This is a genomic window from Variovorax sp. P4_D9 (assembly GCF_056401695.1).
On sequence record NZ_JBFUIU010000045.1, the window covers coordinates 1 to 25,275 of the forward strand.

General features: G+C 66.5%; 28 protein-coding genes. 8 read left to right on the forward strand and 20 right to left on the reverse strand.

The window, feature by feature from the left end:
* From AC1DY5_RS07580 to sucC, 14 genes are all read right to left on the reverse strand, one after another.
* Positions 1 to 643: hypothetical protein (locus tag AC1DY5_RS07580; protein ID WP_478110334.1), on the reverse strand; the 643-nt coding region annotated here is incomplete at its 3' end.
* Positions 631 to 1,131, reverse strand: coding sequence for a pilin (locus tag AC1DY5_RS07585; RefSeq protein ID WP_478110336.1), 501 nt, complete (start codon positions 1,129 to 1,131; stop codon positions 631 to 633). The genes AC1DY5_RS07580 and AC1DY5_RS07585, both read right to left, overlap by 13 nt.
* A gap of 204 nt (positions 1,132 to 1,335) precedes the next feature.
* Positions 1,336 to 2,610: a type II toxin-antitoxin system HipA family toxin gene (locus AC1DY5_RS07590; RefSeq protein ID WP_478110338.1), complete on the reverse strand. Its 1,275-nt coding sequence runs from the start codon at positions 2,608 to 2,610 to the stop codon at positions 1,336 to 1,338.
* Complete coding sequence (locus tag AC1DY5_RS07595; RefSeq protein ID WP_478110342.1) at positions 2,607 to 2,900, reverse strand: helix-turn-helix domain-containing protein; 294 nt, start codon at positions 2,898 to 2,900, stop codon at positions 2,607 to 2,609. The genes AC1DY5_RS07590 and AC1DY5_RS07595 overlap by 4 nt, the downstream gene beginning before the upstream one ends.
* Positions 2,901 to 2,950: 50 nt before the next feature.
* Complete coding sequence (locus tag AC1DY5_RS07600; RefSeq protein WP_478110344.1) at positions 2,951 to 3,763, reverse strand: 3',5'-cyclic-nucleotide phosphodiesterase; 813 nt, start codon at positions 3,761 to 3,763, stop codon at positions 2,951 to 2,953.
* Positions 3,764 to 3,832: 69 nt separating this feature from the next.
* Entirely contained in the window at positions 3,833 to 4,390 is a 558-nt protein-coding gene (locus tag AC1DY5_RS07605; protein WP_478110345.1) for an adenylate/guanylate cyclase domain-containing protein, read from the reverse strand.
* Positions 4,387 to 4,698, reverse strand: coding sequence for an adenylate/guanylate cyclase domain-containing protein (locus AC1DY5_RS07610; RefSeq protein ID WP_478110347.1), 312 nt, complete (start codon positions 4,696 to 4,698; stop codon positions 4,387 to 4,389). The genes AC1DY5_RS07605 and AC1DY5_RS07610 overlap by 4 nt, the downstream gene beginning before the upstream one ends.
* An 8-nt stretch (positions 4,699 to 4,706) precedes the next feature.
* Positions 4,707 to 4,940 carry a hypothetical protein gene (locus AC1DY5_RS07615; protein ID WP_478110390.1) on the reverse strand — a complete coding sequence of 78 codons (234 nt, stop codon included), beginning with the start codon at positions 4,938 to 4,940 and terminating at the stop codon, positions 4,707 to 4,709.
* Between the two features lie 11 nt (positions 4,941 to 4,951).
* Positions 4,952 to 5,791, reverse strand: coding sequence for a CHASE2 domain-containing protein (locus tag AC1DY5_RS07620; protein WP_478110392.1), 840 nt, complete (start codon positions 5,789 to 5,791; stop codon positions 4,952 to 4,954).
* A gap of 122 nt (positions 5,792 to 5,913) precedes the next feature.
* Entirely contained in the window at positions 5,914 to 6,567 is a 654-nt protein-coding gene (locus AC1DY5_RS07625) for an FHA domain-containing protein (RefSeq protein ID WP_478110350.1), read from the reverse strand.
* A gap of 65 nt (positions 6,568 to 6,632) precedes the next feature.
* Positions 6,633 to 7,445 (reverse strand): Stp1/IreP family PP2C-type Ser/Thr phosphatase, encoded by an 813-nt coding sequence (locus AC1DY5_RS07630; protein WP_478110352.1) that lies wholly within the window; start codon positions 7,443 to 7,445, stop codon positions 6,633 to 6,635.
* Between the two features lie 32 nt (positions 7,446 to 7,477).
* Positions 7,478 to 8,158 carry a TerC family protein gene (locus tag AC1DY5_RS07635; RefSeq protein WP_478110355.1) on the reverse strand — a complete coding sequence of 227 codons (681 nt, stop codon included), beginning with the start codon at positions 8,156 to 8,158 and terminating at the stop codon, positions 7,478 to 7,480.
* Between the two features lie 94 nt (positions 8,159 to 8,252).
* Positions 8,253 to 9,146 carry a succinate--CoA ligase subunit alpha gene (gene sucD / locus AC1DY5_RS07640; RefSeq protein WP_478110357.1) on the reverse strand — a complete coding sequence of 298 codons (894 nt, stop codon included), beginning with the start codon at positions 9,144 to 9,146 and terminating at the stop codon, positions 8,253 to 8,255.
* A gap of 10 nt (positions 9,147 to 9,156) precedes the next feature.
* Complete coding sequence (gene sucC / locus AC1DY5_RS07645; RefSeq protein ID WP_478110359.1) at positions 9,157 to 10,320, reverse strand: ADP-forming succinate--CoA ligase subunit beta; 1,164 nt, start codon at positions 10,318 to 10,320, stop codon at positions 9,157 to 9,159.
* A 180-nt stretch (positions 10,321 to 10,500) separates the two neighbouring features.
* On the opposite strand from sucC, the gene argC reads away from it, so the two are divergent.
* Positions 10,501 to 11,424, forward strand: a complete 924-nt coding sequence (argC, locus tag AC1DY5_RS07650) for an N-acetyl-gamma-glutamyl-phosphate reductase (RefSeq protein WP_478110362.1) — start codon at positions 10,501 to 10,503, stop codon at positions 11,422 to 11,424.
* Between the two features lie 22 nt (positions 11,425 to 11,446).
* On the opposite strand, the gene recX is transcribed toward argC, so the two are convergent.
* Together recX and recA are read right to left on the reverse strand one after the other, a co-directional pair.
* Positions 11,447 to 11,896, reverse strand: coding sequence for a recombination regulator RecX (gene recX / locus AC1DY5_RS07655; protein WP_478110363.1), 450 nt, complete (start codon positions 11,894 to 11,896; stop codon positions 11,447 to 11,449).
* 11 nt (positions 11,897 to 11,907) lie between these two features.
* Positions 11,908 to 13,023 carry a recombinase RecA gene (recA, locus tag AC1DY5_RS07660; RefSeq protein WP_478110366.1) on the reverse strand — a complete coding sequence of 372 codons (1,116 nt, stop codon included), beginning with the start codon at positions 13,021 to 13,023 and terminating at the stop codon, positions 11,908 to 11,910.
* A 146-nt stretch (positions 13,024 to 13,169) separates the two neighbouring features.
* Here recA and AC1DY5_RS07665 point away from each other — a divergent pair, with 146 nt between their 5' ends.
* The 3 genes from AC1DY5_RS07665 (at position 13,170) to AC1DY5_RS07675 (ending at position 15,844) form a co-directional block, all read left to right on the forward strand.
* Entirely contained in the window at positions 13,170 to 13,640 is a 471-nt protein-coding gene (locus AC1DY5_RS07665; protein ID WP_478110369.1) for a MarR family winged helix-turn-helix transcriptional regulator, read from the forward strand.
* Positions 13,641 to 13,669: 29 nt separating this feature from the next.
* Positions 13,670 to 14,344, forward strand: a complete 675-nt coding sequence (locus AC1DY5_RS07670; RefSeq protein ID WP_478110373.1) for a response regulator — start codon at positions 13,670 to 13,672, stop codon at positions 14,342 to 14,344.
* 84 nt (positions 14,345 to 14,428) lie between these two features.
* Positions 14,429 to 15,844, forward strand: coding sequence for a sensor histidine kinase N-terminal domain-containing protein (locus tag AC1DY5_RS07675; RefSeq protein WP_478110394.1), 1,416 nt, complete (start codon positions 14,429 to 14,431; stop codon positions 15,842 to 15,844).
* A gap of 1 nt (position 15,845) precedes the next feature.
* Here the strand turns inward: AC1DY5_RS07675 and AC1DY5_RS07680 are convergent, their stop codons facing one another.
* Genes AC1DY5_RS07680 through AC1DY5_RS07690 form a run of 3 tightly spaced genes read right to left on the reverse strand, consistent with a single transcriptional unit; the run spans position 15,846 to position 17,409 of the window.
* Positions 15,846 to 16,034 (reverse strand): sporulation protein, encoded by a 189-nt coding sequence (locus AC1DY5_RS07680; RefSeq protein WP_478110376.1) that lies wholly within the window; start codon positions 16,032 to 16,034, stop codon positions 15,846 to 15,848.
* Positions 16,031 to 16,828, reverse strand: coding sequence for a biotin--[acetyl-CoA-carboxylase] ligase (locus AC1DY5_RS07685; protein ID WP_478110377.1), 798 nt, complete (start codon positions 16,826 to 16,828; stop codon positions 16,031 to 16,033). The genes AC1DY5_RS07680 and AC1DY5_RS07685 overlap by 4 nt, the downstream gene beginning before the upstream one ends.
* Before the next feature lie 5 nt (positions 16,829 to 16,833).
* Complete coding sequence (locus tag AC1DY5_RS07690) at positions 16,834 to 17,409, reverse strand: SET domain-containing protein (RefSeq protein ID WP_478110378.1); 576 nt, start codon at positions 17,407 to 17,409, stop codon at positions 16,834 to 16,836.
* Positions 17,410 to 17,613: 204 nt separating this feature from the next.
* Here AC1DY5_RS07690 and AC1DY5_RS07695 point away from each other — a divergent pair, with 204 nt between their 5' ends.
* Genes AC1DY5_RS07695 through AC1DY5_RS07705 form a run of 3 tightly spaced genes read left to right on the forward strand, consistent with a single transcriptional unit; the run spans position 17,614 to position 22,212 of the window.
* The gene (locus tag AC1DY5_RS07695) at positions 17,614 to 20,544 is read left to right on the forward strand and encodes a DNA topoisomerase III (protein ID WP_478110380.1); all 2,931 of its coding nucleotides are present in this window, start codon (positions 17,614 to 17,616) and stop codon (positions 20,542 to 20,544) included.
* Positions 20,545 to 20,554: 10 nt separating this feature from the next.
* Positions 20,555 to 20,722, forward strand: a complete 168-nt coding sequence (locus AC1DY5_RS07700; RefSeq protein WP_478110382.1) for a hypothetical protein — start codon at positions 20,555 to 20,557, stop codon at positions 20,720 to 20,722.
* Positions 20,722 to 22,212: an amidohydrolase family protein gene (locus AC1DY5_RS07705; RefSeq protein ID WP_478110384.1), complete on the forward strand. Its 1,491-nt coding sequence runs from the start codon at positions 20,722 to 20,724 to the stop codon at positions 22,210 to 22,212. The genes AC1DY5_RS07700 and AC1DY5_RS07705 overlap by 1 nt, the downstream gene beginning before the upstream one ends.
* Positions 22,213 to 22,237: 25 nt before the next feature.
* On the opposite strand, the gene AC1DY5_RS07710 is transcribed toward AC1DY5_RS07705, so the two are convergent.
* Positions 22,238 to 23,119 (reverse strand): gamma-glutamyl-gamma-aminobutyrate hydrolase family protein, encoded by an 882-nt coding sequence (locus AC1DY5_RS07710; protein WP_478110386.1) that lies wholly within the window; start codon positions 23,117 to 23,119, stop codon positions 22,238 to 22,240.
* A 153-nt stretch (positions 23,120 to 23,272) separates the two neighbouring features.
* Here AC1DY5_RS07710 and AC1DY5_RS07715 point away from each other — a divergent pair, with 153 nt between their 5' ends.
* Complete coding sequence (locus AC1DY5_RS07715; protein WP_478110388.1) at positions 23,273 to 24,328, forward strand: sugar phosphate isomerase/epimerase family protein; 1,056 nt, start codon at positions 23,273 to 23,275, stop codon at positions 24,326 to 24,328.
* The last annotated feature ends 947 nt before the right edge of the window (positions 24,329 to 25,275 follow it).

The window sequence follows — 25,275 nt, forward strand, 5'->3', positions numbered from 1 at the left end:
TGGGTTGGGAAAGATTCGCGAAAGGCCGATCACCGGGTTTCAGCTCGATGATAAAGAGACCCAGAAGCTGCAGGTCCAGCCACTGATGAATCGCGATTCCCACCGAAATCAGGGCCGCGACCACGAGGCCCACCCACATGGATTGAAGCCGATTCAGTGAATACGAGCCGCCCAGGCCCGTTTGGGCGAAACGCGCGCCGGCAAGCACCGCGAACGAAAATCCCATCAGGTAGAGCCAAGCCAACCAGCCGTCGCCGGCGAAATTCATCTGTCCGGAAGCAACTTGAATCAAGGGCACCAATGACAACATGCCGATGCCGATTGCCAGTACGGGCAGCGGTCCGCGCTGCCACAGCGCCCAGAGCATCAAGGGAATCAGTGCGACCCCTGCCACCAAGTCGGAGTGAAAGGTTCCCCACGGCGGGTAGTGGTTGGGAAGCAGGAATGCCACTGGAAGCACAACACTTGCGAAGGCAATTAACCGTTCTCGCACATTCACTCCCGTTTCAGGCTGACGGCGATGGCCGCCCCAAAAAGGAAAAAGCGGCGCGTCCAAAAAACGCGCCGCTTCCGCTTTTGCCCCAATCGACTCTCCAAAAATCCCGGAGAGCGAAGGCCAAGAAGTCGCTATCAGCCGCGGCACGAACCCGGCAGGTACTTCACCGGCGTGCCAGTGGCCGCGGCAGGACCGCAAACCCACTTGAACACGGTCTTGCCCACGTCGGTATTCGCCAGTGCGGTTGTATCCGAGACGTAGGGCGTCAGATTGATGATAGTGCTCGCCGCACCGCCAAGGTCGGCAGCTGCGGACAAGGTAATGACAATTTGGCCCTTATCGGTCGTATTGATGGTGCCCACATATTTGGTCCCAGACCCAGCAGTAGTCTGTTCGCAACCCCACTTATCGGCGCCCGGAAGCGCGGTACTCGCAGTACTCTGAACCGTTTCGGTAATGCTGGTCCGGCAAGCCGACGCCGCCAGAATGCCTTCAGAGACCTTTGCACGGATCGTGTAATCCTGATACGCCGGCAGCGCCACAGCAGCCAAGATACCAATGATCGCCACGACGATCATCAACTCAATCAGGGTGAAACCCTTTTGCACGTTTCGTGCGACGGAACGACGGTTCATTTACTCACTCCAGGTTGGTTTAGAGAGCCCGAGGCGGGCCCTCGGTGCGCTCATCTAACCGCAGCATCTGTGCCACCCCGGGTTCGCGCGTCCCAGGCCGCTTTTTCCGTGCAGTTGTTCACGTTCTAGTTACAACATGTGACGAAAACTGTTGCAACTCGTCGACGGAAATTGACATTTTTGTCACATCCCTGCCAAGCCTCGTCATACCCGCGGTTCCGGGGCCGACGCCCCCCTCGCCCGGTCCACCCGCATCCATGCCCGCGACCCATCCCACACCTGCACCATGCGCTCCAGCAGCGCCAACGGCACCGCCGGATGCGGTCGGGCCAGGGCGGCGCTCATCGCCTCGCAGCTGTGCTCGATCACCGCGCCCGGATGATGGACGCCGCAGACATCGCGGCCGAAGGCCTCGAGCTCGGCCCGGTTCGGGTAGCTGCGGGCCGGGGATTTGTCGCCGCTGCGGCCGCCTCGCCGCCACTTGAGCGCCAGGGTGTGGTCGACGGTTTCGATGCCGCCCGGCCGCTCATAGGTATAGAGCACGGTGCTCACCTGGTCGTACACCGGGCTGGGCCAGACCCGGTCGTCGTCGTACAGCACGGCGAAATTCTTGAGGTGGGCGTCGCCGTTGCGCACCAGCACGGTCAGCACCAGCAACTTGAAGAACTGGTGCAAGGCCGGTGCAGGTTCGCTGCACACCAGGCGCAGCGCCGTGGCCACGTCTTCGTAGCTGCCGATGTACTTGCGGCTGGACAGTCGCTCCCGCACGCGCAGTTGCATGACCGCCGCGATGTCCTCGAAGCCGAAGCGGCTGCCGTCGGGCCGGATGTCGAAGCGGTCGAGCACCAGCAGCTTGCCGTCGGCCGAGAGGTCGGCGCGCGGAACCGGCAGGCCGGCGTGGCGCGCGGCCTCGAGGCACAGCCACTCGTTGGCGCTGAGGCCGGGGTAGCGCGGCCCCTCGGCCTTGACGATGACGTTGGGGCCGGGCACAACAGCCTTATCCGCCACCGGCACCATGATCTTGGGCTGGACGCCGGCCAGACCGGTGCCCGGGCCCATGAAGGCGTCGACCAGCTCCTCGAACAAGGCTTCGCTGCGCCCGCCGGCAAGCAGGTCGTCTCGCGAAACCAGGCCGGCGGCCGCCGCGCCCAGCGGCGCTTCGCCGGGCATCTGGTACGCCACGCGGCCGATGGCTCCGGCGCCCATCAAGGCCAGCAGGTGCATCTTGCTGACCTGGAACTTGCCGTAACGCGCCAGGATGCGCTCGAACAAATAGCCCTCGGGAAGGTTCATGTCGAGGGCGGCAAAAAGGTCGCCGTCCTGGAACACGCGGTCGGCGATCGGAAGGCCCAGGCCGACCTGGTGGCGCGCCTCCGCTTCATAGACCAGCGAATAGATCGATTGCTTGGTGAGCAGGGCCTGTGACTGGCCATCGACGGCGAGCTGCAGGTCCCGCAGTTTTTCGGGCAGCGCCGTCATGCTTCGTCGGGCTCTTGCAGGTGAGCGAAGGCCCGCGCCAAGTCGGCCGCGCGCAGCGGGCCGGGCTCGCGCGGATCCAGGCTCAGCGCCAGGCCGAGCGGCGCGAGCATGGCGAGCAGCGAGGCCAGGGAGATATCTTTTCCGGCCTCGAGCCGGTAAACCGGCATGCGCGAAAGGCCGGCACGCTCGCCCAATGCGGCCTGGGAAAGCTTCTTGCGGCGGCGCGCGCTGCGAATGGTCGCGCCGACCTCGGACAGCGAAGAGATTGGTGCGGCGGTTTTGCTATCCATGCGTTACATTATTTCTGATGCGAGAGAAAATGCAACACATAGGTAGCAAATCAGATCTGCAGCACTTCGTCCGCCTGCAGCCAGCGAATGTCCCAGGCGGCACGGCCGCCGCTGGCCATGCGCGAGCTGTCCGAGATGGCGTCGATCTGGCTCATGATCTCTTCCGTCTCGGCCGGCTTGGTATGGGTGATGTAGATCGGGTAGTTGCGCCCCGGCGCAATCTGCGCCAGTTCGTCCGCCAGCGTTGCCGGCGACAGGTGAAGGCTGCGTCGCGCCAGCGCCTGCTCCCGGTTGCTGAACGCGGTCTCGATCACCAGGATTGCGACGTCGATCTGGTTCACGCGGTTCCAGAAGGGCGCGTTACGTTCGGTGTCGCCGCTGAACACCCAGTTTGCCCCGCCCTGCGCGCAGCGCACCGCGAAGCCGCAGGCCGGCACCGCGTGCACGGCCGGCAACACCTCGACATGCTTCAGCGCCCGGGTCCCCAACTGCAGCTCCTGGCCGACGACCAGGTCATGGAAGCTCACGAACGGCGCCTCCCGGCTCGGGATGCTCGCAAAATCGGGCCAGATGACGTTGTTGAACACATGGGCGCGCAGCGCCTCGATGGTCGCGCGCAGCGCATGCACGCGCAGCGGCCGGGTGCGGAGGCCGGCGACCGTGTCGAGCATCAGCGGCAGGGCGGCGACGTGATCGAGGTGCGAATGCGTCAGCACCACATCGTCGATCGCGGCCATCTCGTCCAGGGTGAGATCGCCGACGCCGGTACCGGCATCGACCAGCAGATCGCTATCGACCAGGAAGGAGGTCGTGCGGCAGTCCTTGGCGATGGCACCTGAGCACCCCAATACACGCACCTGCATTTCGCGAGACCTTATGACTTTCCAGCCCGCAGGCCGCTACTTCGAATCGAACCGGGTTGCGCCGTCCCACTAAGGGTCCTCGGACTGCAATAACATCGAGGCTAAACGCTGCGCGCACAGCTGGTAAAGGACTTTTTTGGCATCCGCGGCGACTAGGGGCGCCAGCATAGCCTGTCCTTGTAACCAATCCTGTCGGCGATAAGCGGAAAGCACTCCATCCCAGCGCTGAAGCTCGGCCCGGAGCGCCGCGCTGGCATCTTGGATCCTCGCAACGGGCGTAAAGATCCGCACCGTCCGTTCCTTTCCCTGGAGCACCGTGTTGAGCTCCCGCCAGACGAAGCCGGACGCCGTGCGCTGGGTCGCCGCGCTGACGACGATCTCGAACCCGTAGTGCACGCCCAGGCCTTCGAACCGCGACGCCAGGTTGACCGCAACGCCGACCACGGTGTAGCTGCGGCGCACGGCCGAGCCCATGTCGCCGACGCTCATCACGCCGGTGTTGATGCCGATGCCGACCTGGATCCGCGGCAGCCCGCCCGGCTGCTGCCTGTCGTTCAGTTCCTGCAGCGCAGCGACCATCTCGACGGCCGCCCGGACGGCCAGTTCGGCATGCTCGGCATGCTTCAACCGGAGCGCCCCAGAAGACCATCACGCAGTCGCCCATGTACTTGGACCGTGCCGCGGTGGGCGCTGATGATCTCGCTCAGCCTGCTGAAGAAGATGTTCAGGAAGGCCTGCAAGTCGGCCGGCGCCATCTGCTCGGCCAGCCGCGTGAAGCCGCAAATGTCGCAGAACATCACGGTGAGTTCCTTGTTTTCGGGATGAAGTAGCCCCCACTCATGTTCAGCACGTAGTACAGCGCGACCATGACCAGGGAAGCGGCCAGCGGCAGCACCAAGCCGGCGGTAGAGAGTGCTGTTGAGGCCGATCAGCACCGCGCAGATCAGTAATGCGACCCCGACCGCGCGCGGCGCGCAGCGAGAGGCCGAAGGCCAGCGCCAAGCCGGCCGCTAGCAAAATGACCAGTTCGTAGCCCAGCGCATAGTCGGGAACTGCCGGATCCTTGAATCCAGGAGCCCAGAGACGATGTTAGCAAGCACTTCGACTCCGGGAAGTCGGCCCCGACCGGGGTCGACCGCAGATCCTGCAGACCCGGCGCGGTCGAGCCGACGAGCACGATCTTGTCCTTCAGTTCGGCGGGCGCCAACGCGACGCGCCGCGGGGCGGCACCAGCACGCTGGCCTGCGCAGGCGCTTGTCCCCGGCCGACACGCTCAGCGCCTCCAGAGGCGGCGGACTGGCTCGCGGCCCGGCCGGGGCCAGCACCGACGCGAGGTCCCCGGAGTCGAGCGCCAGGCGGTGGACCATCAGCGCCAGCGATTCGTAGTAACCGGACTGCGCGCTGTTCCCTTCGTAGCGAGCGATCAGCGGTACCGAGCGCACGACGCCATCCACGCTGCCGTCGAGCACCACGTTCAGGAAGCCGCCGGCAGGCGCCGCCTCGGCCAGCAGCGGAATGCTGCCGTCGAATCCGTTCCAGCGCGTCGTGTACGCCCGGCCCGCGGGGAAGGTGCCGGCCGGCAGCACCGGGGTCGGCAACCGGCCCTTGGCGCGGGGCTCCGCCGTCTGGGTGAAATAGAAACCAAAGACCACCCGCCAGCCGGCGAGCGTCTTCGCGAAGGCGGCATCGCGGTCGAGCAGGGGCGCGAGCCGCTCGATCTCCTGGGCGAAGGCGACCCGGTCCTAGAAGGGCCCGGTGAGCTGGCTCAGCGTCTCGAGCCCCGACACTGGCATCGGGCTCGACGAACAGCACGTCGAACCCGAGCACCCGGGCCTGCTGGCGCTCCATGATCTCGATGGTGAGCCGGGCCAGCTGGTCGCGGCCCCAGGGCCATTGCCCGAGCCGTTGCAGGCTCGGGTCATCGATGTCGACGATGACGATGGCGGGTCGAGCGTGCCCGGCAGGGTCGCACGCAGCCGCACGTCGTAGATGAAGCGGTCGAGCCGGTCGAGAAAAGGCAGCTGCCAGCCACCCAGCACATGCACCAGGGCCAGCAACACGGGCAGCAGCGTGATCGCGACGCGGGGGGCCAGGCGCCGCAGCACATTCATCGCCCCGGCCTCCGGGGGAGCAGGAGACTCAGAACGCGGTCAGCTGATGACGAACTGCATCCGCGTGCCGCCGAGTTCGAGCACGTCGCCATCCTGCAGCGCCACGGCCTCGCCGGCGAGCGGCTCGCCGTTGAGTTGCGTCTCGCCGTCGATCGGCGCCACCACGTAGCCGTGCAGCCGGCGCGTGACCGCGGCGACCGCCAGGCCGGGCTTGCCGATGGTGGTGACGACCTTCTGCAGCGAGAGCTCTCGCCCGGCCGCGGAGCCGGAAAGCACCCGCATGACCGCCGCACCGGCCGTGCCGCCGCCGAGCGGCGACTGCACCGTGGGTTCGGTCGACAGCGAAACCGGCCCCGAAGGCGGCTCCACGGACCGGACCGGGATCAGGCTCGCGGTCGCCGCGGTGTTGCCTGCCAAGTAGCGGATCTTGTACTTGCCGACCTCGATGACGTCGTTCTGCTCGAGCGCCTGCTTCTTGATGGCGCGGCCATTGACGTAGGTGCCGTTGGTGCTGTTGAGATCTTCCAGGTAGACATCGCTGCCGATCATATGCAGCACGGCATGCTCGCCGCTGATCGCGAGATTGTCGACCACTATGTCGTTGTAGGGCCGACGCCCCAGCGTGGTCCGGTCCTTGGCGAGCGTGACGTCCTTGATCACGACGCCGTCGATCGACACGATCAATTTCGGCATGGCCGACTCCTGGATCTCGTTATCTTGTTCACCGCGGGGCTCCTGCAGCGCAGGCTTCGAAACCATCACTGGCCGGTCGCCCCGGGGGCCTTGGTCCCACCCGCCCGGGCCAGGACAACCGAAATGTTATCCCTGCCGCCATTGTCGTTCGCAGTTGCAACCAAAAGTGTTGCTTTCTCCGGCAAGTCGTCGCTTTGTAACAAAATCGTGAAAATCTGCTCGCTCGACACCATCTCGGACAACCCGTCCGAGCACAGCAGGAACAGGTCGCCGGGCATCACGCCGTGCTCGTGCATCTCGAGGTCGACATGGCGCTCGATGCCGAGCGCCCGGGTCACCAGGTTGCGATGCGGCGACTGGACGGCCTGCTCCGGCGTGATGGCGCCGGCGTCGAGCTGCTCCTGCATCAGCGAATGGTCGCGCGTGAGTAGTTCGAGCTTGTCGCCCCGCAGGCGGTAGCAGCGCGAGTCGCCGATGTGGCCGACGATGGCTCGCTGCGGCCCGAAGGCGGCCAGAACCAGGGTGGTCCCCATGCCCTGGAGCTGCACGTTGGCGATGCCGGCTTCGAGAATGGCCGCGTTGGCCTCGTCGATGCCGGCCTGCAGGGCGCGTTTGACCGCCCTCGGGTGCGCCTGCGGCCCGGCATGCGCGAGCCAGCGGCCGAAACTGGCCTGCAGCAGCGCAATTGCCATGCCGCTGGCGACCTCGCCGCCGTTGTAGCCGCCCATGCCGTCGGCCAGCAGCACCAGCCCGAGCGAGGGCTCGAAGGCGATCGTGTCCTCGTTGTTGGCGCGGACCCGACCCGGATCGGTGAGCGCGGCGAATTCCCAGGTCAGCACGCCGGGATCGCTGGAAACTGAAGTGCCGGGATTCGCCATGTCTCAGAGGTTGGTGGGCTGCTTGCTGCTTCTCAGCCGGCGGCGTGAGATCGCTTTTGCAGCCATTTTCCGACTGCCAACACGAACGCCGCGCCGGCCGCCGCGGCAGCATAGTGCAGCCACGGATTGGCCGTGAGCATATCGCGCAGGATGGTATCGCTGGCGATGGTTTCGCCGGCCACCCAGCCAATCAGCGCCGCGCCGAGCATTACGATGATCGGGAAGCGCTCCATCAGCTTGATCATCAGGGTGCTGCCGAAGATCACCAGCGGGATGCTGATCGCCAGGCCGAGGATCAGTAGCACCATGCTGCCCTGCGCAGCCGCGGCGACCGCGATCACGTTGTCCAGGCTCATGACCAGGTCGGCCAGCAGGATGGTGCGAACCGCGGCCAGCATGCTGCCGTACTCCTTGTCCTCGCCCTCGCCCTCCTCCTCGCCGCTGAGCAACTGGGTGCCGATCCAGAGCAGCAGCAAGCCGCCGATGATCTGCAGATAGGGCAGCGCCAGCAGCTTGGCCGCGACCACCGTCAGGAGGATCCGCAGCACCACCGCCGCACCGGAGCCGAACAGCACGGCCGTGCGCTGCTGCTGGGGCGGCAGCGAGCGGGCGGCCATCGCGATCACGACCGCGTTGTCGCCCGAGAGAATGATGTTGATCCAGACGATCTTGAGCAGACCGATCCAGAAGTCCGTGGTTTGAAGGAATTCCATGTCTCTTTATTCCACTGTTATTGATTGAAAAGGCGCCCGCAACCTGGTTGCGGGCGCCCTTCTCTTGTGTGGTCGAGCGAGAAAACGAGGCTGGTTACAGGAGTGCCTTGAGGCGCTTCGCGAGCTCCGAGAAGTTGCGCGTGACCGTGAAACCGCTCTCTTCCATGATGGCCAGCTTGGCATCGGCCGTGTCGGCACCACCCGAGATCAGCGCGCCGGCGTGGCCCATGCGCTTGCCCGGAGGCGCCGTGACGCCGGCGATGAAACCGACAATCGGCTTCTTCATGTTCTCCTTGCACCAGCGGGCTGCGTCGGCCTCGTCGGGTCCGCCGATCTCGCCGATCATGATGACCGCGTCGGTGTCGGGATCGTCGTTGAAGGCCTTCATCACGTCGATGTGCTTCAGGCCGTTGATCGGGTCGCCGCCGATGCCGACCGCCGACGACTGGCCGAGGCCGATCTCGGTGAGCTGGGCCACGGCTTCATAGGTCAGGGTGCCGGAGCGGCTGACCACGCCGATGCGGCCCTTGCGATGGATGTGGCCGGGCATGATGCCGATCTTGATCTCGTCGGGCGTGATCAGGCCGGGGCAGTTCGGGCCCAGCAGCAGCGTCTTCTTGCCGCCCGCGGCTTCCTTGGCGCGCATCTTGTTGCGCACTTCGAGCATGTCGCGAACCGGGATGCCCTCGGTGATGCAGATCGCCATGTCGAGGTCGGCCTCGACGGCTTCCCAGATGGCGGCGCCAGCGCCGGCCGGCGGCACGTAGATCACCGACACCGTGGCGCCGGTTTCCGAAGCCGCTTCCTTGACCGAGGCGTAGATCGGGATGTTGAAGATCGACTCGCCGGCCTTCTTCGGATTCACGCCGGCCACGAAGCAGTTCTTGCCGTTCGCGTATTCCTGGCACTTCTCGGTGTGGAACTGGCCGGTCTTGCCGGTGATGCCTTGCGTGATGACTTTGGTGTCTTTGTTGATGTAGATCGACATGACTTGTTCCTTACTTGGCGACGGCCGCAACCACTTGTTGAGCCGCTTCGGCCATCGTGTCGGCGCTAATGATCGGGAGGCCCGAATCGGCGAGGAGCTTCTTGCCTTCGACTTCGTTGGTGCCCTTCATGCGCACGACCAGCGGCACTTGCAGGTTCACCGCCTTGCAGGCTGCGATCACGCCGGTGGCGATGGTGTCGCACTTCATGATGCCGCCGAAGATGTTGACTAGGATGGCCTCGACATTCTTGTTCTTCAGCATGATCTTGAAGGCTTCGGTCACCTTCTCGGGGGTGGCGCCGCCGCCGACGTCGAGGAAGTTGGCCGGCTCGCCGCCGAACAGCTTGATGGTGTCCATGGTGGCCATCGCCAGGCCGGCGCCGTTCACCAGGCAGCCGATGTTGCCGTCGAGGCTGATGTAGGCGAGGTCGAACTTGCTGGCTTCGACTTCGGCCGCATCTTCTTCGTCGAGGTCGCGCAGGGCCACGATCTCAGGGTGGCGGAACAGCGCGTTGCTGTCGAAGTTGAACTTGGCGTCGAGGGCGACGATGTTGCCCTTGCCGTCGCGGTTGAGCGGGTTGATCTCGACCAGCGAGGCATCCGTCTGCATGTAGCAGGTGTAGAGCTTCTTGAAGACGTCCACGGCTTGGGGCGTGGAGTCGGCCGGGATGCCGATCGCGTCGGCAATCTTCTTGGCCTGCGCGTCGCCGAGGCCGGTCAGCGGGTCGACGAACTCGGTGACGATCTTCTCGGGCGAGGAGTGGGCCACTTCCTCGATGTCCATGCCGCCTTCGCTGGAAGCGATGAAGGCCACCTTCTGCGTCGCGCGGTCGGTCACGACCGAGACATAGTATTCCTTCTGGATGTCGGCGCCGTCCTCGATGTAGAGGCGACGGACCTTCTGGCCTTCGGGGCCGGTCTGGTGAGTCTTGAGCTGCATTCCGAGGATCTCGCCGGCCAGCTTCTTGACGTCCTCGATCGACTTGGCGACCTTGACGCCCCCGCCCTTGCCGCGGCCGCCCGCGTGGATCTGGGCCTTGACGACCCAGACCGGGCCGCCGAGCTTCTGGGCGGCCTCGACCGCCTCCTGAACTGTGTACGCCGGGATGCCGCGGGGTACGGGCACGCCGAACTTGGCAAGAATTTCCTTGCCTTGGTACTCGTGAATCTTCATGAGGGTGTCTCTCGGAACGGGGTTTGGAGAACGGAGAAGGTGGTTGTTGCCCACGGGCCACGGCGCCTTGAGGGCGGGGGCGGCGGACAGCAGGGGACTGTATCATGGTGCGCCGCACCAACAATTGACCCTGATTTGTGGTCAATACGTATTTACTCCCAAGGCACACGAGGCTTGCATATGYCCAAGGTCTTCATCGATGGCGAGGCCGGAACCACCGGTCTCCAGATCCGCGAGCGGCTCCAGACGATGCCGCATATCGAACTCGTGAGCATCGCGCCCGAGCGGCGCAAGGACGTCGCCGCCAAGCGCGAGCTGATGGCCGGCGTCGACCTGGTCGTGCTCTGCCTGCATGACGACGCGGCACGCGAATCGGTGGCGCTGATCGATCAGCTCCAGGGCCGCCGCCCGAAGATCATCGACGCCTCGACCGCGCACCGCACGGCGGCCGGCTGGGTGTTCGGCTTCCCGGAACTCGTGGCGGGCCACGCCGACGCGGTCGCCCGGGCCGAGCGCGTCGCCAACCCCGGCTGCTACGCCACCGGCGCCATCGCAATCGTCCGCCCGCTGGTCGACGCCGGGCTGCTGCCACCGGACTTCCCGATCGCCCTGCCCTCGGTCAGCGGCTATTCGGGCGGCGGCCGGACCATGATCGAGGCCTACGAAAAGGGCGAGGCGCCGCTGTTCGAGACCTACGCGCTGGGGCTCAAGCACAAGCACATCCCCGAGATCATGAAGTACACCGGGCTCACGCGCCGGCCGGTCTTCATCCCCTCGGTGGGCAACTTCAAGCAGGGCATGCTGGTGCAGTTGCCGCTGCACCTGGACGACCTGCCCGACCGCCCGAGCGCCGCCCACCTGCACGACGCACTGGCCGCGCACTACGCGAAAAGCAACACGCCGGAGAAGTTCGTGAAGGTGCTGCCGCCGACGCCGGACGGCAAGATCGATGCGCTGGCGCTCAACGACACCAACCTGTTGGAGATCCGCGTGTTCCCGAACGAGGACCACCGGCATGCAGTGGTGATTGCGCGGCTAGACAACCTGGGCAAGGGCGCGAGCGGCGCCGCGGTGCAGAACCTCAAGCTGATGCTGCGGCTGTAGCTCGCCCCCGGGCTGCGCCGCCCTACTCTTCCGGGTCGTGGCGCAGGACCTTGGCGACGACACCACTGGCGAATCCCCGCGCCATCAGGAATCGCACTTGGCGGGCACGTTCGGTCGCGTCTTTCGGCAGTTCGCCGAAGCGGCGCGTCCAGACCTCGAGGGCGCGGTCGTATTCACTGCCCTGCAGCCCCGCCACCGCTTCGGCCACCGCCTCGGGCGCGATGCCCTTGTGCAGCAGCTCTTGCCGGACCCGGGCGGCGCCCATGCGGGACGCGCGCTGGTGCAGCACCGACTGCACCACCCTCGCCTCGCTGATGAAATCCTTGGCCGTCAGTTCGTCGAGGGCGCGGGCCAGGGTGCCGGCCTCTTCCTCGTACTTCTTGAGCTTGCGCTCGAGTTCGGCGCGCGAATGCTCGCGCTGGCTCAAGAGGCGCAGGGCGCGCCCCTTGAGCGACGGCGCACTAAAGGCCATGGCGCGCCGGATTACTTCTTGTCGGCCTTGTCGGCCTTCTCGGGCTTGTCGGCCTTCTCGACCGCTGCAGCATTGGCGTTCTCGACCGCCTCAGCCAGGAGCGGAATGCCCAGCGACTCGCGCACCTTGTTCTCGATCTCGCGCGACAGATCGGGGTTCTCGCGCAGGAACTCGCGTGCGTTGTCGCGGCCCTGGCCGATCTTCTCGCCGTTGTAGGCATACCAGGCGCCCGACTTGTCGACGATCTTGGCATTGACCCCCATGTCGATGATCTCGCCCTCGCGGCTGATGCCCTCGCCGAACAGGATGTCGAACTCGGCCGTCTTGAACGGCGGCGACACCTTGTTCTTGACCACCTTGACCTTGGTCTCGTTGCCGATGGCCTCGTCGCCCTTCTTGATGGTGCCGATGCGGCGGATGTCGAGCCGCACCGAGGCGTAGAACTTGAGCGCATTGCCGCCGGTGGTGGTTTCGGGCGAGCCGAACATGACACCGATCTTCATGCGGATCTGGTTGATGAAGATGACCATGCAGTTGGTCTTCTTGATGGTGGCGGTGAGCTTGCGCAGCGCCTGGCTCATCAGGCGGGCCTGGAGGCCGGGCAGTGAATCGCCCATTTCGCCTTCGATTTCGGCCTTGGGCGTGAGCGCGGCGACCGAGTCGACCACGATCAGGTCGACCGCGCCGGAGCGCACCAGCGAATCGACGATCTCGAGCGCTTGCTCGCCGGTGTCGGGCTGGCTGATGAGCAGGTCGGACAGGTTGACGCCAAGCTTCTGGGCGTACTGGACGTCGAGCGCGTGCTCGGCATCGACGAAGGCGCAGGTGCCGGCCTGGCGCTGCATCTCGGCGATGACCTGCAGCGTGAGCGTGGTCTTGCCGGAGGATTCAGGACCGTAGATTTCGATCACCCGGCCGCGCGGCAGGCCGCCGACGCCGAGCGCGATGTCCAGGCCCAGCGAGCCGGTGGAGACCACCTGGATGTCTTCAAGGGCCTCGCCCTCGCCCAGCCGCATGATGGTGCCCTTGCCGAACTGCTTTTCGATCTGGGCCAGGGCGGCCTGCAGGGCCTTGGCCTTTTCGCTGTTGGGGACCGAGATGCTGGTGCCTTTGACGAGTGCGTCCATTTGGGGAAACTCCTTGAATATCAACGGGTTGCAGGAAATTCATCCTGCTGCTTTTAACCACAGGCTGGATGCTTGAACAGTAGTGTAGCGGCTGATACAGATCGAGTTCGGCATTTTTTGGTCAGTTTGCCTTACCATTTGGCCCCATGGAAATCCCCTCCGACGCCTGGCGCCAGACCCACCTGGGGCGTCTGCTGGGCCATGCGATGCGCCGCTTCGACGAGCGCGTGCTGGCACTGATGGCGCACGACCCCGAGGTGCCGCTGGCACTGTCGAACCTGGCCGCCCGCGCGCAGGTGAGCGCCGCCCACATCCACATCACGCGGCACCTGGCGCGCGAGGGCTCGCGGCTGACCGAGTTGGCCGAGCGCGCCGGCATGACCAAGCAGGCGATGGGCACGCTGGTCGACCAGTGCGAGGCCTGGGGCCTGGTCACGCGCGAGCCTGACCCGCTCGATGCGCGGGCGCGGCGGGTGCTGTTCACCACCGACGGCCTGGCCTGGCTCGAGGCTTTCCGCAACGCCGTGGCGCAGGCCGAGGACGAGTTCCGCGCCAGCGTCGGCAGCGAGATCGCCACCGTGGTAACCATCGGACTCGAAGCCTATACAGCGGCCTAGAATTCGAAGCTGTCTGGAGGCAAGGCACCATGCGAATACTGATTGCAGAAGACGACCAGGTGCTGGCCGACGCCCTGCTGCGCAGCCTGCGCACCTCGGGCGCGGCGGTCGACCACGTGGCGACCGGCTCGCAGGCCGATGCCGCGCTGATGACCAACAGCGAATTCGACCTGCTGATCCTCGACCTCGGCCTGCCCAACCTGCACGGCCTCGAAATCCTCAAGCGCTTGCGAGCCCGCGGCTCGCAGCTGCCGGTGCTGGTGCTGACCGCGGCCGACAGCGTCGAGGAACGGGTCAAGGGCCTGGACTACGGGGCCGACGACTACATGGCCAAGCCCTTCTCGCTGCAGGAGCTCGAAGCCCGCGTGCGGGCCCTCACGCGGCGCGGCATGGGCAGCACCAGCAACGCGATCAAGCATGGCCCGCTGGTCTACGACCAGGCGGGCCGGGTGGCGACCATCGACGGCAAGATGATCGAACTGTCAGCCCGCGAACTGGGTCTGCTCGAGGTCCTGCTGCAGCGCGCCGGGCGCCTGGTCAGCAAGGACCAGCTGGTCGAGCGCCTGTGCGAATGGGGCGAGGAGGTCAGCCTCAACGCGATCGAGGTCTACATCCATCGGCTGCGCAAGAAGATCGAGAAGGGGCCGGTGCGCATCGCCACGGTGCGCGGACTCGGCTACTGCCTCGAGAAGATTCCTTCCTAGCCGGCCTCGCACCGGCTCGCCCCTCGCTTGGTCAAACTCTTCCAGCGCGCCCAGCGCTCCCTGTTCGGCGAAATCCTCGACTGGATGCTCACGCCGCTGCTGCTGCTGGTTCCGGTCAGCATCGGCGTGACCTGGCTGGTGGCGCAGGGCATCGCCAATGCGCCCTTCGACCGGGCACTCGAATCCAACATCCAGACGCTGGCCCGGCTGGTCGACACGGACAACGGCCAAATCAAGTTCGTGCTGCCGCAGCCGGCGCGCGAGATCCTCGGCAGCGACGAAGTCGACCAGGTCTACTACCAGCTGCTCGACGGCCACGGCACGCTGCTGAGCGGCGAGCGCGAGGTGCCTTTCCCGGGCACGGACGATCCGCCGGTGCCCGGCGTCGTCTACCTGCGCGACGGCCAGATGCACGGCCGGCAGGTCCGGATCGCTTCGCTATGGGTCGCCGGCAGCACGCCCGATGCGCCGCTGGCGCTGCTGCAGGTGGCCGAGACGCGCGAGAAGCAGTCGGTGCTGGCGACCGAGATCATCAAGGGCGTGCTGCTGCCGCAGTTCGCGATCCTGCCGCTGGCCGTGCTGCTGATCTGGCTGGCGCTGGTGCGCGGCATCAAGCCGCTGTCGGTGGTCGAGGCGCGGATCCGCGAACGCAAGCCCGGCGACCTGAGCCCGCTGGACGAATCCTCGGTGCCGCTCGAGGTGGTGCCGCTGGTGCAGTCGGTCAACGAGTTGCTGAACAAGCTCAGCGACTCGATCGGCACGCAGAAGCGCTTTCTGGCCGACGCGGCGCATCAGCTCAAGACGCCGCTGGCGGGCCTGCGCATGCAGGCCGACCTGGCGCAGCGCGAAGGTGCCAACGCCGAGGAACTCAAGAAGTCGCTCAAGCAGATCGGCCGCGCCAGCGTGCGCGCCACGCACACGGTCAACCAGCTGCTGTCGCTGGCCCGCGCCGAGGGCAGCGGCACCAACATCGGCCGCCAGCCCTGCGACCTTGCCCGGCTGACGATCGAGGTGGTGCGCGAGGCCGTGCCGCGGGCGATCGACAAGCGCATCGACCTCGGCTACGAGGGCGCCGAGGCGGGCTCGCCCGGGGTGGTGTTCGACGGCAATCCGACGCTGCTGAAGGAGCTGGTGCGCAACCTGGTCGACAACGCGATCAACTACACGCCCTCGGTGCCCGAACGGCCCGGCGTGATCACGGCGCGGGTGCTGGCCGATCCCTTCGGCCACGTCCTGGTGCTGCAGGTCGAGGACAACGGCCCGGGCATCGCCGAGCACGATCGCGAATTGGTGTTCCAGCCTTTCTACCGGGTGCTGGGCAACGAGGCCGACGGCTCCGGACTGGGGCTGCCGATCGTGCGCGAGATCGCGCGCCAGCACTTCGCGACGGTCCGGCTGGAGGACGCGCACCTGGGCCAGCAGCCACCGGGGACGCTGGTGAGCATGAGGATCGATGCCAGCCCCCACGCCAAGGCAGGGGCGGGGGCAGGGTCCGGCTAGGCTAGGGCTTCGCCGGCGGGTTCGGCCGGATCTGCAGCATCTCCGGCCGGACCTGCTGCTGCAGGCGCTGCGGCTCGGTCTCGCTGAAGCGGGCCGGCTCGGCGCCGAAGAGGGCGAGGCCGCCGCGGGTCCAGACGAAATAGCCCAGGTTGGCGATCAGGAGTGCGACGACGACCCAGCGCAGCATCATCGCGGAACGCCCTGAGGGCGAACACTGACTTCGGAGCTGCTGATCAGTTGGACGCCGGCGGCGGTGCGGACCAGCAGCTCGCCGCCCCAGCCCACGCCCTCGCAATGCCCTTCGCTGCCGTCGCTGAGCAGGACGTCGCGGCCACGCAGGACGTCGCGCTCGGCAAAACGGGCCGCGAAAGGCACAAAGCCGCTCTCGTTGAAGAGCTGCACGTCGCGCACCAGCGGCGCGGCGATCTCGCGCAGCACCTCGCCCGGCGTCGCCTCCGGAAGCCATTCCTTCAGCCAGGCCGGCGGCGTGCTCATCCCCTGGGCTTCGCGCGGCCCGATGTTGATGCCGATCCCGATCACCAGGTAGCGCTCGACGACGTCCGGCTGGAGCAGGGCGGTCTCGATCAGGATGCCGACGAGCTTGCGCTCCTGCCGCCACAGGTCATTGGGCCACTTGAGCTTCAGCCCGGCGGCCTGGGACGGGTCCAGGCTCTCGGCCACGCTGACGCCGACCGCCAGCGACAGGCCGGACCAGTCCCGCGGCGCCAGCGACAGGCCCAGCGAGAAGGTCAGCGACGCCGGCTCCCCGGCCTCCTGCGCGCTCTGCCAGGATCGGCCCAGCCGGCCGCGGCCGGCCGTCTGGCGCTCGGCCACCAGCAGCACCGGCGCGCTGCGGCCATCGCGCGCACGGCGCATCAGCTCGCTGTTGGTGGAGTCGATCTCGGCCAGCACCTCGACCCGCAGGCCGGGCAGCAACGGCTGCAGGCCCTGCGCGATCTCGTCCTCGAACCAGGGGGCGGCCATGTTGCTCAGCGCTTCTCGGACTTCTCGGCCTTGGCGCTCTTCTTGTCAGCCTTCTTGCCGGATTTCTTCTTGTTCTTCTTCTTGCTCTTCTTTTTCTTCTTGTCGCCGTCATCGTCCTTCGGTGCCAGCAGCGTGCCCCGGCAGTCCGCCGAGCCGCACCAGCACGGGAATTCAGACAACAGCTTGTCGGTGTAGGGTTCGTCGATGACCAGGCCGTAGTCGTAGCTCAACTCCTCGCCGGCGGCGATGTTGCGCAAGGCCTTGATGAAGATCCGGCCGTCCTGCTCGTCGGCCTCGCAGCTCGGATCGCACGAATGGTTGATCCAGCGGGCCGCATTGCCCTTGACGTTGCCGTCAATCACGCGGTCGTCGTCGATGTGGAAGTAGAAGGTGTGGTTGGGCTGGGCCGGGTCGTGCGGGTGCCGGCGCAGCGCCTCCTTCCACGAGATTACCTCGCCCTTGTACTCGATGAGCGTCTCGCCTTCTGCAATATCCTGCACGGCGAAGACGCCGTTGCCATGGACGCTGGAGCGCCGCGTCTGGATTCGGCGGCCGCCGGAAATGGGAGATTTGGAAGGCATCGCCGAAGTCTGTTAGTTTGAAATGTACGCATGCGCGTGCGCGTACRCACGCGAGAAGCGCCAGATTGTAAGGATGTCGCCCCCACGCTCCCCACTTCGTGTGGTCGCTGCCCCCCGAGGGGGCGCAGGCCGCCTTGGGGCGGCCCGGCGCCGGCCTCTCACTGGTCTTTGCGATGGACAGAACAGGATGAATAGGATTCGTTGATGAAAACTTTGGTGATTGCAGAGAAGCCGTCGGTGGCCCAGGACATCGTGCGCGCGCTGACGCCGGTGGCCGGCAAGTTCGACAAGCACGACGAGCACTTCGAGAACGACAAGTACGTCGTGACCAGTGCCGTCGGCCACCTGGTGGAGATCCAGGCGCCCGAGGAGTTCGACGTCAAGCGCGGCAAGTGGAGCTTCGCCAACCTGCCGGTGATTCCGCCGCACTTCGACCTGAAGCCGGTCGACAAGACCAAGACCCGGCTCAACGCCGTGGTCAAGCAGGCCAAGCGCAAGGACGTGACGCAACTCGTCAACGCCTGTGACGCGGGCCGCGAAGGCGAGTTGATCTTCCGCCTGATCGAGCAGTACGCCGGCGGCAAGGCGCCGCTGGGCAAGCCGGTCAAGCGCCTGTGGCTGCAGTCTATGACGCCGCAGGCGATCCGCGACGGCTTTGACCAGTTGCGCAGCGAGCAGCAGATGCAGGGCCTGGCCGACGCCGCGCGCTCGCGCTCCGAGGCCGACTGGCTGGTCGGCATCAACGGCACGCGCGCCATGACCGCCTTCAATTCGCGCGATGGCGGCTTCTTCCTGACCACCGTCGGCCGGGTCCAGACGCCCACGCTGTCGGTGGTGGTCGAGCGCGAGGAGAAGATCCGCAAGTTCGTGAGCCGGGACTACTGGGAAGTGCACGGCAGCTTCCTGGCCGAGGCCGGCGCCTACCCAGGCAAGTGGTTCGACCCGAACTGGAAGAAGCCACCGCCCGGCCCCGACGGCGTGCCCGACCCCGAGCAGCGCGCCGACCGGGTCTGGAACGAGCGCGAGGCGCGCGAGATCGCCGATGCCGCCCGCGGCAAGCCGGCCACCGTCACCGAAGAGAGCAAGCCCACCACCAGCGCCTCGCCGCTGCTGTTCGACCTGACCTCGCTGCAGCGCGAGGCCAACGGCCGCTTCGGCTTCAGCGCCAAGACCACGCTGGCGCTGGCGCAGAGCCTCTACGAGCGCCACAAGGCGCTGACCTACCCGCGGACCGACTCGCGCGCGCTGCCCGAGGACTACCTGCCGGTGGTCAAGGACACGATGAAGATGCTCGCCAACAGCGGCATGAAGCACCTCGCGCCCTTCGCCCGGCAGGCGGTCGACAACAACTACGTGAAGCCGTCGAAGCGCATCTTCGACAACGCCAAGGTCAGCGATCACTTTGCGATCATCCCGACCTTGCAGGCCCCCAGCGGCCTGTCGGATGCCGAGCAGAAGCTCTATGACTTCGTGGTCCGGCGCTTCATGTCGGTGTTCTTCCCGAGCGCCGAATACCAGGTCACGACGCGCATCAGCACGGTGGAGCAGGGTGGCAAGAAGTACCCGTTCCGCACCGACGGCAAGGTGCTCGTGAAGGCCGGCTGGCTCGCGATCTGGGGCAAGGAGGCCGAGGACGACGAGAAGGAAGACGACAAGGACGGCAAGCGGCTGGTGCCGGTCAAGCCCGGCGAGGTGGTGAAGGCCGAAGCGGTCGACCTCAAGGGCCTGAAGACCCGGCCGCCGGCGCGCTACTCCGAAGCCACGCTGCTCGGCGCCATGGAAGGCGCGGGCAAGACCATCGACGACGACGAACTGCGCGAGGCAATGCAGGAGAAGGGCCTCGGCACACCCGCCACGCGCGCGGCCATCATCGAAGGGCTGCTGGCCGAGAAGTACATCCTGCGCGAAGGCCGCGAACTGATCCCGACCGCCAAGGCCTTCCAGCTGATGACGCTGCTGCGCGGGCTCGGCGTCGAGGAACTGTCCAAGGCCGAGCTCACCGGCGAGTGGGAATACAAGCTGGCGCAGATGGAGCACGGCAAGCTCAGCCGCGCGGCCTTCATGGCCGAGATCGCCGAGATGACCGAGCACATCGTGCGCAAGGCGAAGGAGTACGACCGCGACACGGTGCCGGGCGACTACGCGACATTGGCGACGCCGTGCCCGAACTGCGGCGGCGTGGTGAAGGAGAACTACCGGCGCTACAGCTGCACCGGCAAGCCTGGCCAAGAACCCTGCGGCTTCTCGTTCGGCAAGTCGCCGGCCGGCCGCACCTTCGAGGTGGCCGAGGCCGAGGTGCTGCTGCACGACAAGCACATCGGCCCGCTGGAAGGCTTCCGCTCGAAGGCCGGCTGGCCCTTCACTTCCGAGATCATTCTCAAGTTCGACGAGGAAGCGAAGAACTGGAAGCTCGAGTTCGACTTCGGCGACGACAAGAACGGCGACACCGGCGAGATCGTCGACTTCAGCCAGCAGGACACCGTGGGCCCGTGCCCGGTCTGCGGCGCGCCGGTGTTCGAGCACGGCAGCAACTACGTCTGCGAGAAGTCGGTACCGACCACCACGCAGCCGACGCCGAGCTGCACCTTCAAGACCGGCAAAATCATTCTGCAGCAGCCGGTCGAACGGGCCCAGATCGAAAAGCTGCTGGCCACCGGCAAGACCGACCTGCTCGACAAGTTCGTCTCGATGCGCACGCGCCGCGCCTTCAAGGCCTTCCTGGCGTGGAACAAGGAAGAAGGCAAGGTAACCTTCGAGTTCGAGCCGCGGACCAGCAAGTTCCCGCCGCGCAAGACCTTTGCCAAGGCAGCACCGGCCACCGCGAAGAAGGCGGTGACCAAGACTCCGGCAGCGAAGAAGCCGGCCGCCAAGAAGGCCGCCGCGCCGAAAGCGCCGCGCAAGGTGGGCGCCGGGCTCAAGCCCAGCGACGCGCTGGCCGCGKTGATCGGCGCCGAACCGGTGGCGCGCACCGAGGTCATCAAGAAGCTGTGGGACTACATCAAGGCCAACGGCCTGCAGGACGCGGCGAACAAGCGCGCGATCAACGCCGACGCCAAGCTGAAGCCGGTGTTCGGCAAGGATCAGGTGACGATGTTCGAGCTGGCCGGCATCGTCGGCAAGCACCTGCGTGCATGAGGAGATACGCATGAAGACACTTCTTGCGGCGGCCTTCGCCGCCACGCTCTGCCTGGCAGGCTGCGCCTCGAACGGCGCTTCCGGCAGCAACGGCGCCAGCGCCACGGGCAGCAGCGGCATCACCGTGTTCGGCACGGTGGACGCCGGCGTCAGCAACGTCCGCAACCAGAGCAAGTGATGCCGGGCGCCGCCAGTTCGCTGGACTGCGCCTGGCTGTTGGCGGACCCGGGCGCCGAAGCGGCGCGCTCCGCTCAGCGCATCACGATCGAGGGCGATCGCATCGGTGCCATAACGCCGCTCGATCGCCCGGTGCCGGGCCCGCGCCGGCTCGTGCTGCCCGCGCTTTCGAATGCGCACGACCACGCACGCACCTTCCGCACCGCGACCCTCGGCGCCTACGGCCACCCGCTCGAAAGCTGGCTGCCGTTCCAGGGCGTGCTGCCGGGGATGGACCCGTACCTCTGCGCGGCGACCTCTTTCGCTCGATCGGTGCGGCACGGCGTCGCCAACCTGATGGTCCACTACACGCGCGTGCAGGGCGGCATGAACTATGCGGACGAGGCGCTCGCGGTGGCGCGCGCGGCGCGCGACGTCGGCGTGCGCATCGGTTTCGCGGTCGCGATACGCGACCGCCAGGGGCTCGGCTACTGCGAGGATGCACACGTGCTGAAGGCGCTGCGGCCGGGCATCCGCGATGCGGTCGCCGGCCGGCTTTCGGTCAGGCCGGTATCGCCGGCACAACAACTGGCGCTGGTCGACGAGGTCGCCGACAGGGTGCGCGAAGCCGGCCTGGAAGAGCATGTCACGGTGCAATACGGACCGACCGCGGTGCAATGGTGCAGCAGGCCGCTGATGGCGGCGATTGCAGCCGCGTCGGCGGACACCGGCAGGCCGGTCCACATGCACTGCCTCGAGACGCGCTACCAGCGGCAATGGGCAGACCAGGAGCACCCCGACGGCATCATTCGTTTCCTCGACGACATCGGCCTGCTGAGTCCCAGGCTCACGCTCGCGCATTGCGCCTGGGCGCGTCCCGACGAGCTGGCCCTGCTGGCCGAAAGAGGCGTCACCCTCGCGGTCAACACCAGCTCGAACCTCGGCCTGAGGTCCGGCATCGCGCCGGTGCCCGAGATGCTGAAGCAGGGCTGCCGCATCGCGATGGGCCTGGACGGCGGCGCCTTCGACGACGACGACGATGCGCTGCGCGAGATGCGGCTGGCCCATGCGCTGCACCGCGGCTGGGGCTTCGACACGACGATGACCCGCGGCCAGCTCTGGGACTTCGCGGCGCGCCATGGTCCGAGTGCAGTGCGCGGCGGCGATGCGCGTGGCGGCCGCATCGAGCCCGGCGAAGCCGCCGACCTGATCGTGCTGGACTGGGACGCGCTGGACAACGACAGCCTGTTCCCGGACATCGACCCGCTGGACTTGCTACTGGCTCGTGCAAAGGGCGCGCACGTCGCTCAGGTGTTCGTTGGCGGTCGTCGGGTGGTCGACGGCGGCCGCGTGCAGGGCATCGACGAGGTAGCCCTGAACGCCGAGTTGCTGGCCCGCATGCGCGCCGCGCTGGCGTCGGACGGCGCGCCGGCCGCTTGGCTGGCCACGGCAAGGGCACTGGCCGAGGACCTGGCGCCCTTCTATCGCGAAGGGCGCTTCGGCTGCTGCTGACCGGATCGGCGCGCCGGAGTCCGCTTCAACGCATCAGCAACGCCTGCCGCAGCAGCCGTGCCGCACGGTTGCGGATGCGGCCCGGTGCGCTGCGCAGCGGCCCCCTCGGGCTCACCTTGGCGGTCGCGCAGGCCCAGAGAAAGTCTTGCAGGATCGCCGTGTCGTCGACCGTGTCGCTCGCGCCGTAGGTGTGAAACTCGGGATGCCACTGGGTGGCGGCGATGTAGCTGCGGCCGCGGTCGGCTTTGCGGCGGATGGCCTCGGGGATGCGGTCGGGGATGCTCCAGGCATCAATCTCAAAGCCGGGCGCGAGCGCCTTCACGCCCTGGTGGTGGATGCTGTTGACGCGCGCTCGCTCCATCCCGGGGTAGAGCATCGAGAGCCTCGACCCGGGCGTGATACTGATCTCGTGGAAGTTCTGGTCGTAGGTCTCGGCGTCGCGGTGCCGCAGGCCGCTCGGGTGCTGTACCTCGATATCCTGGTAGAGGGTGCCGCCGAAGGCCACGTTGATCAGCTGGAGGCCGCGGCAGACCCCGRAGATCGGCTTGCCGGCCTGCTCGAAGGCCTCGACCAGCGCCAGGTCGTAGAGGTCGCGGATGCGGTCGCCGATCCAGGCGTMCTTGAGCGGCACCTCGCCATAGCTTCCGGGCCAGACATCGGCGCCGCCGTGCATCACGACGCCATCCAGCCACTCGGCATAGTGCGACAGCTTGGTGTCGCCGCGCGCGGTCTCCCCCGTCGGGCAGGGCACCATCACGACCATCGCGCCGGCCGACATCAGCCAGTGCGCGATCGATTGCTCCACGTACTGTAGGGTCTTGTTGGTGAACAGCGAGCGCCCGGGATCGGCGTGGGAAAAGCAGGCCGACAGGCCGATCTTCAGGCGACCGGAAACGGTTTGATTCATTTCATATGGGCAACGCGCGGGCGCACCGCACTGTTGACATGGCGTTCATTCTGAAACGATCCGAGCCTTCGTGCACGGCAGCCGTGGCCGCGACGCGACGTCGGACAGCTCGCGCAGTGGCATCATCATCGCGACCAACGCAGGAGACAGCCGATGAAGACCATCCAGGGGCCCGCCATCTTCCTGGCCCAGTTCGCGGGCGACGCAGCGCCTTTCAACTCCCTCGACGCGATCGCCGGCTGGGCCGCGGGTCTGGGCTACAAGGGCGTGCAGATACCGAGCTGGGACACGCGCATCTTCGACCTCCGGAAAGCGGCCGAGAGCAAGACCTACTGCGACGAGGTGAAGGGCACGCTGGCCCGCCACGGCCTCGAGATCACCGAGCTGTCGACCCACCTCCAGGGCCAGCTGGTGGCCGTGCATCCGGCCTATGACGCGGGCTTCGACGGCTTCGCCGCGCCCGAAGTGCGCGGCGACCCGGCCAGGCGGCAGCAATGGGCGGTGCAGCAGCTGCACGATGCGGCGCAGGCCTCGGCCCACCTCGGCCTGACGGCTCACGCGACCTTCTCGGGCGCGCTGGCCTGGCCCTACCTGTACTCCTGGCCGCCGCGCCCGGCCGGCCTGATCGAGGAGGCCTTCGACGAGCTGGCGCGGCGCTGGAAGCCGATCCTCGACCGATTCGACGAGGCCGGGGTCGACGTCTGCTACGAGATCCATCCCGGCGAAGACCTGCACGACGGCGTGAGCTACGAGATGTTCCTCGAGCGCGTCGGCCACCATCCGCGCGCCTGCCTGCTGTACGACCCGAGCCATTTCGTGCTGCAGCAGCTCGACTACCTGGCCTACATCGACCACTATCACGAGCGGATCAAGATTTTCCACGTGAAGGATGCCGAGTTCAATCCGACCGGCAAGCAGGGCGTCTACGGCGGCTTCCAGTCGTGGATCAACCGCGCCGGACGCTTCCGCTCGCTCGGCGACGGCCAGGTCGACTTCGGCGCCATCTTCTCAAAGCTGGCGGCCTACGACTTCCCGGGCTGGGCGGTGCTCGAATGGGAATGCTGTCTCAAGCACCCGGAGGACGGTGCCCGCGAAGGCGCGGAGTTCATCAAGCGCCACAKCATCYGCGTGGCCGACCGCGCCTTCGATGWCTTTGCAGGCGGCCCAATCGACACTGGGGCCAACCGCATGATGCTCGGAATCGGCTGAGCAGCGCTGCCCCGGCCGTGGGGTGCCGGCCGGGCACCGCCACCATCTACGGAGGACGAGCCCCCTGGTCAGGCCGCACCCACGACGCCGTCCCAGATGACACGCGTCAGGCGCAAATTGTCTGTCGTCATAGGTGCCGGAGCCCAGAATGGATTGCATGGAATCATCTCGCCGCGGCACCATCTTGGCAGTCGCGGCTGAATTGGTGCCGATCGGTGTCTCGATTGCTCATCAGTGTGCGGTCAGGATCGCCGGGCGGGCAACGGCCAGGCTGAGTCCAAGGTGACCATCCGGCAGGCATCCAACTCACACGGAATTTCTTTGTCTTAGAGAAGGGATCCCAAGGGAGCCAGTCCAGAAGGAATCCGTTCCAAACCTCCCTCCCTCTACCGATTCTTTCGGGACTGGCCCTCTTGGGAATCCCTTTCTTTAAGACAAAGAAATTCCGTGTGAGTTGGGCACCCGTTACGAATGCGCCACCTGCGGCGAGCAGAGACCTGGCTTCAGTCGGCTCCGAGCCCTTCGTGACCGAGCCTAGCGGGATGAGGCGGCCGTTGCACCGCGCTCACGACGATCGCCCTCATCCAAGCCTCCGGTTTCGCGGGCCGGCGCATGCTGGCCCGCGAGTCGTTCTGATGACGCTTTGGGAGAGTCGCACCTCGTATGGACGGCCGACAACTGGAGCTAAGCGTGCTTAGCTCCAGTTGGTCGTCCGATTGCGCGTCGAGTGTCCGCCGTTCATGCAAACGAACTGGAGCTAAGCATGCTTATGCCCAGTTGCCTGACAGATTCCGGAGATTCCGCGCCTGCGAGCAACTGGAGCTAAGCATGGTTAGCTCCAGTCAGGCGTCACAACTGGGTGAATTGCCAGGCAGATCTAGAAGCGAGGAACTGGAGCCAAACATGGTTAGCTCCAGTTCCTCGCGCATTGGGGTCGGGGTAGTTCA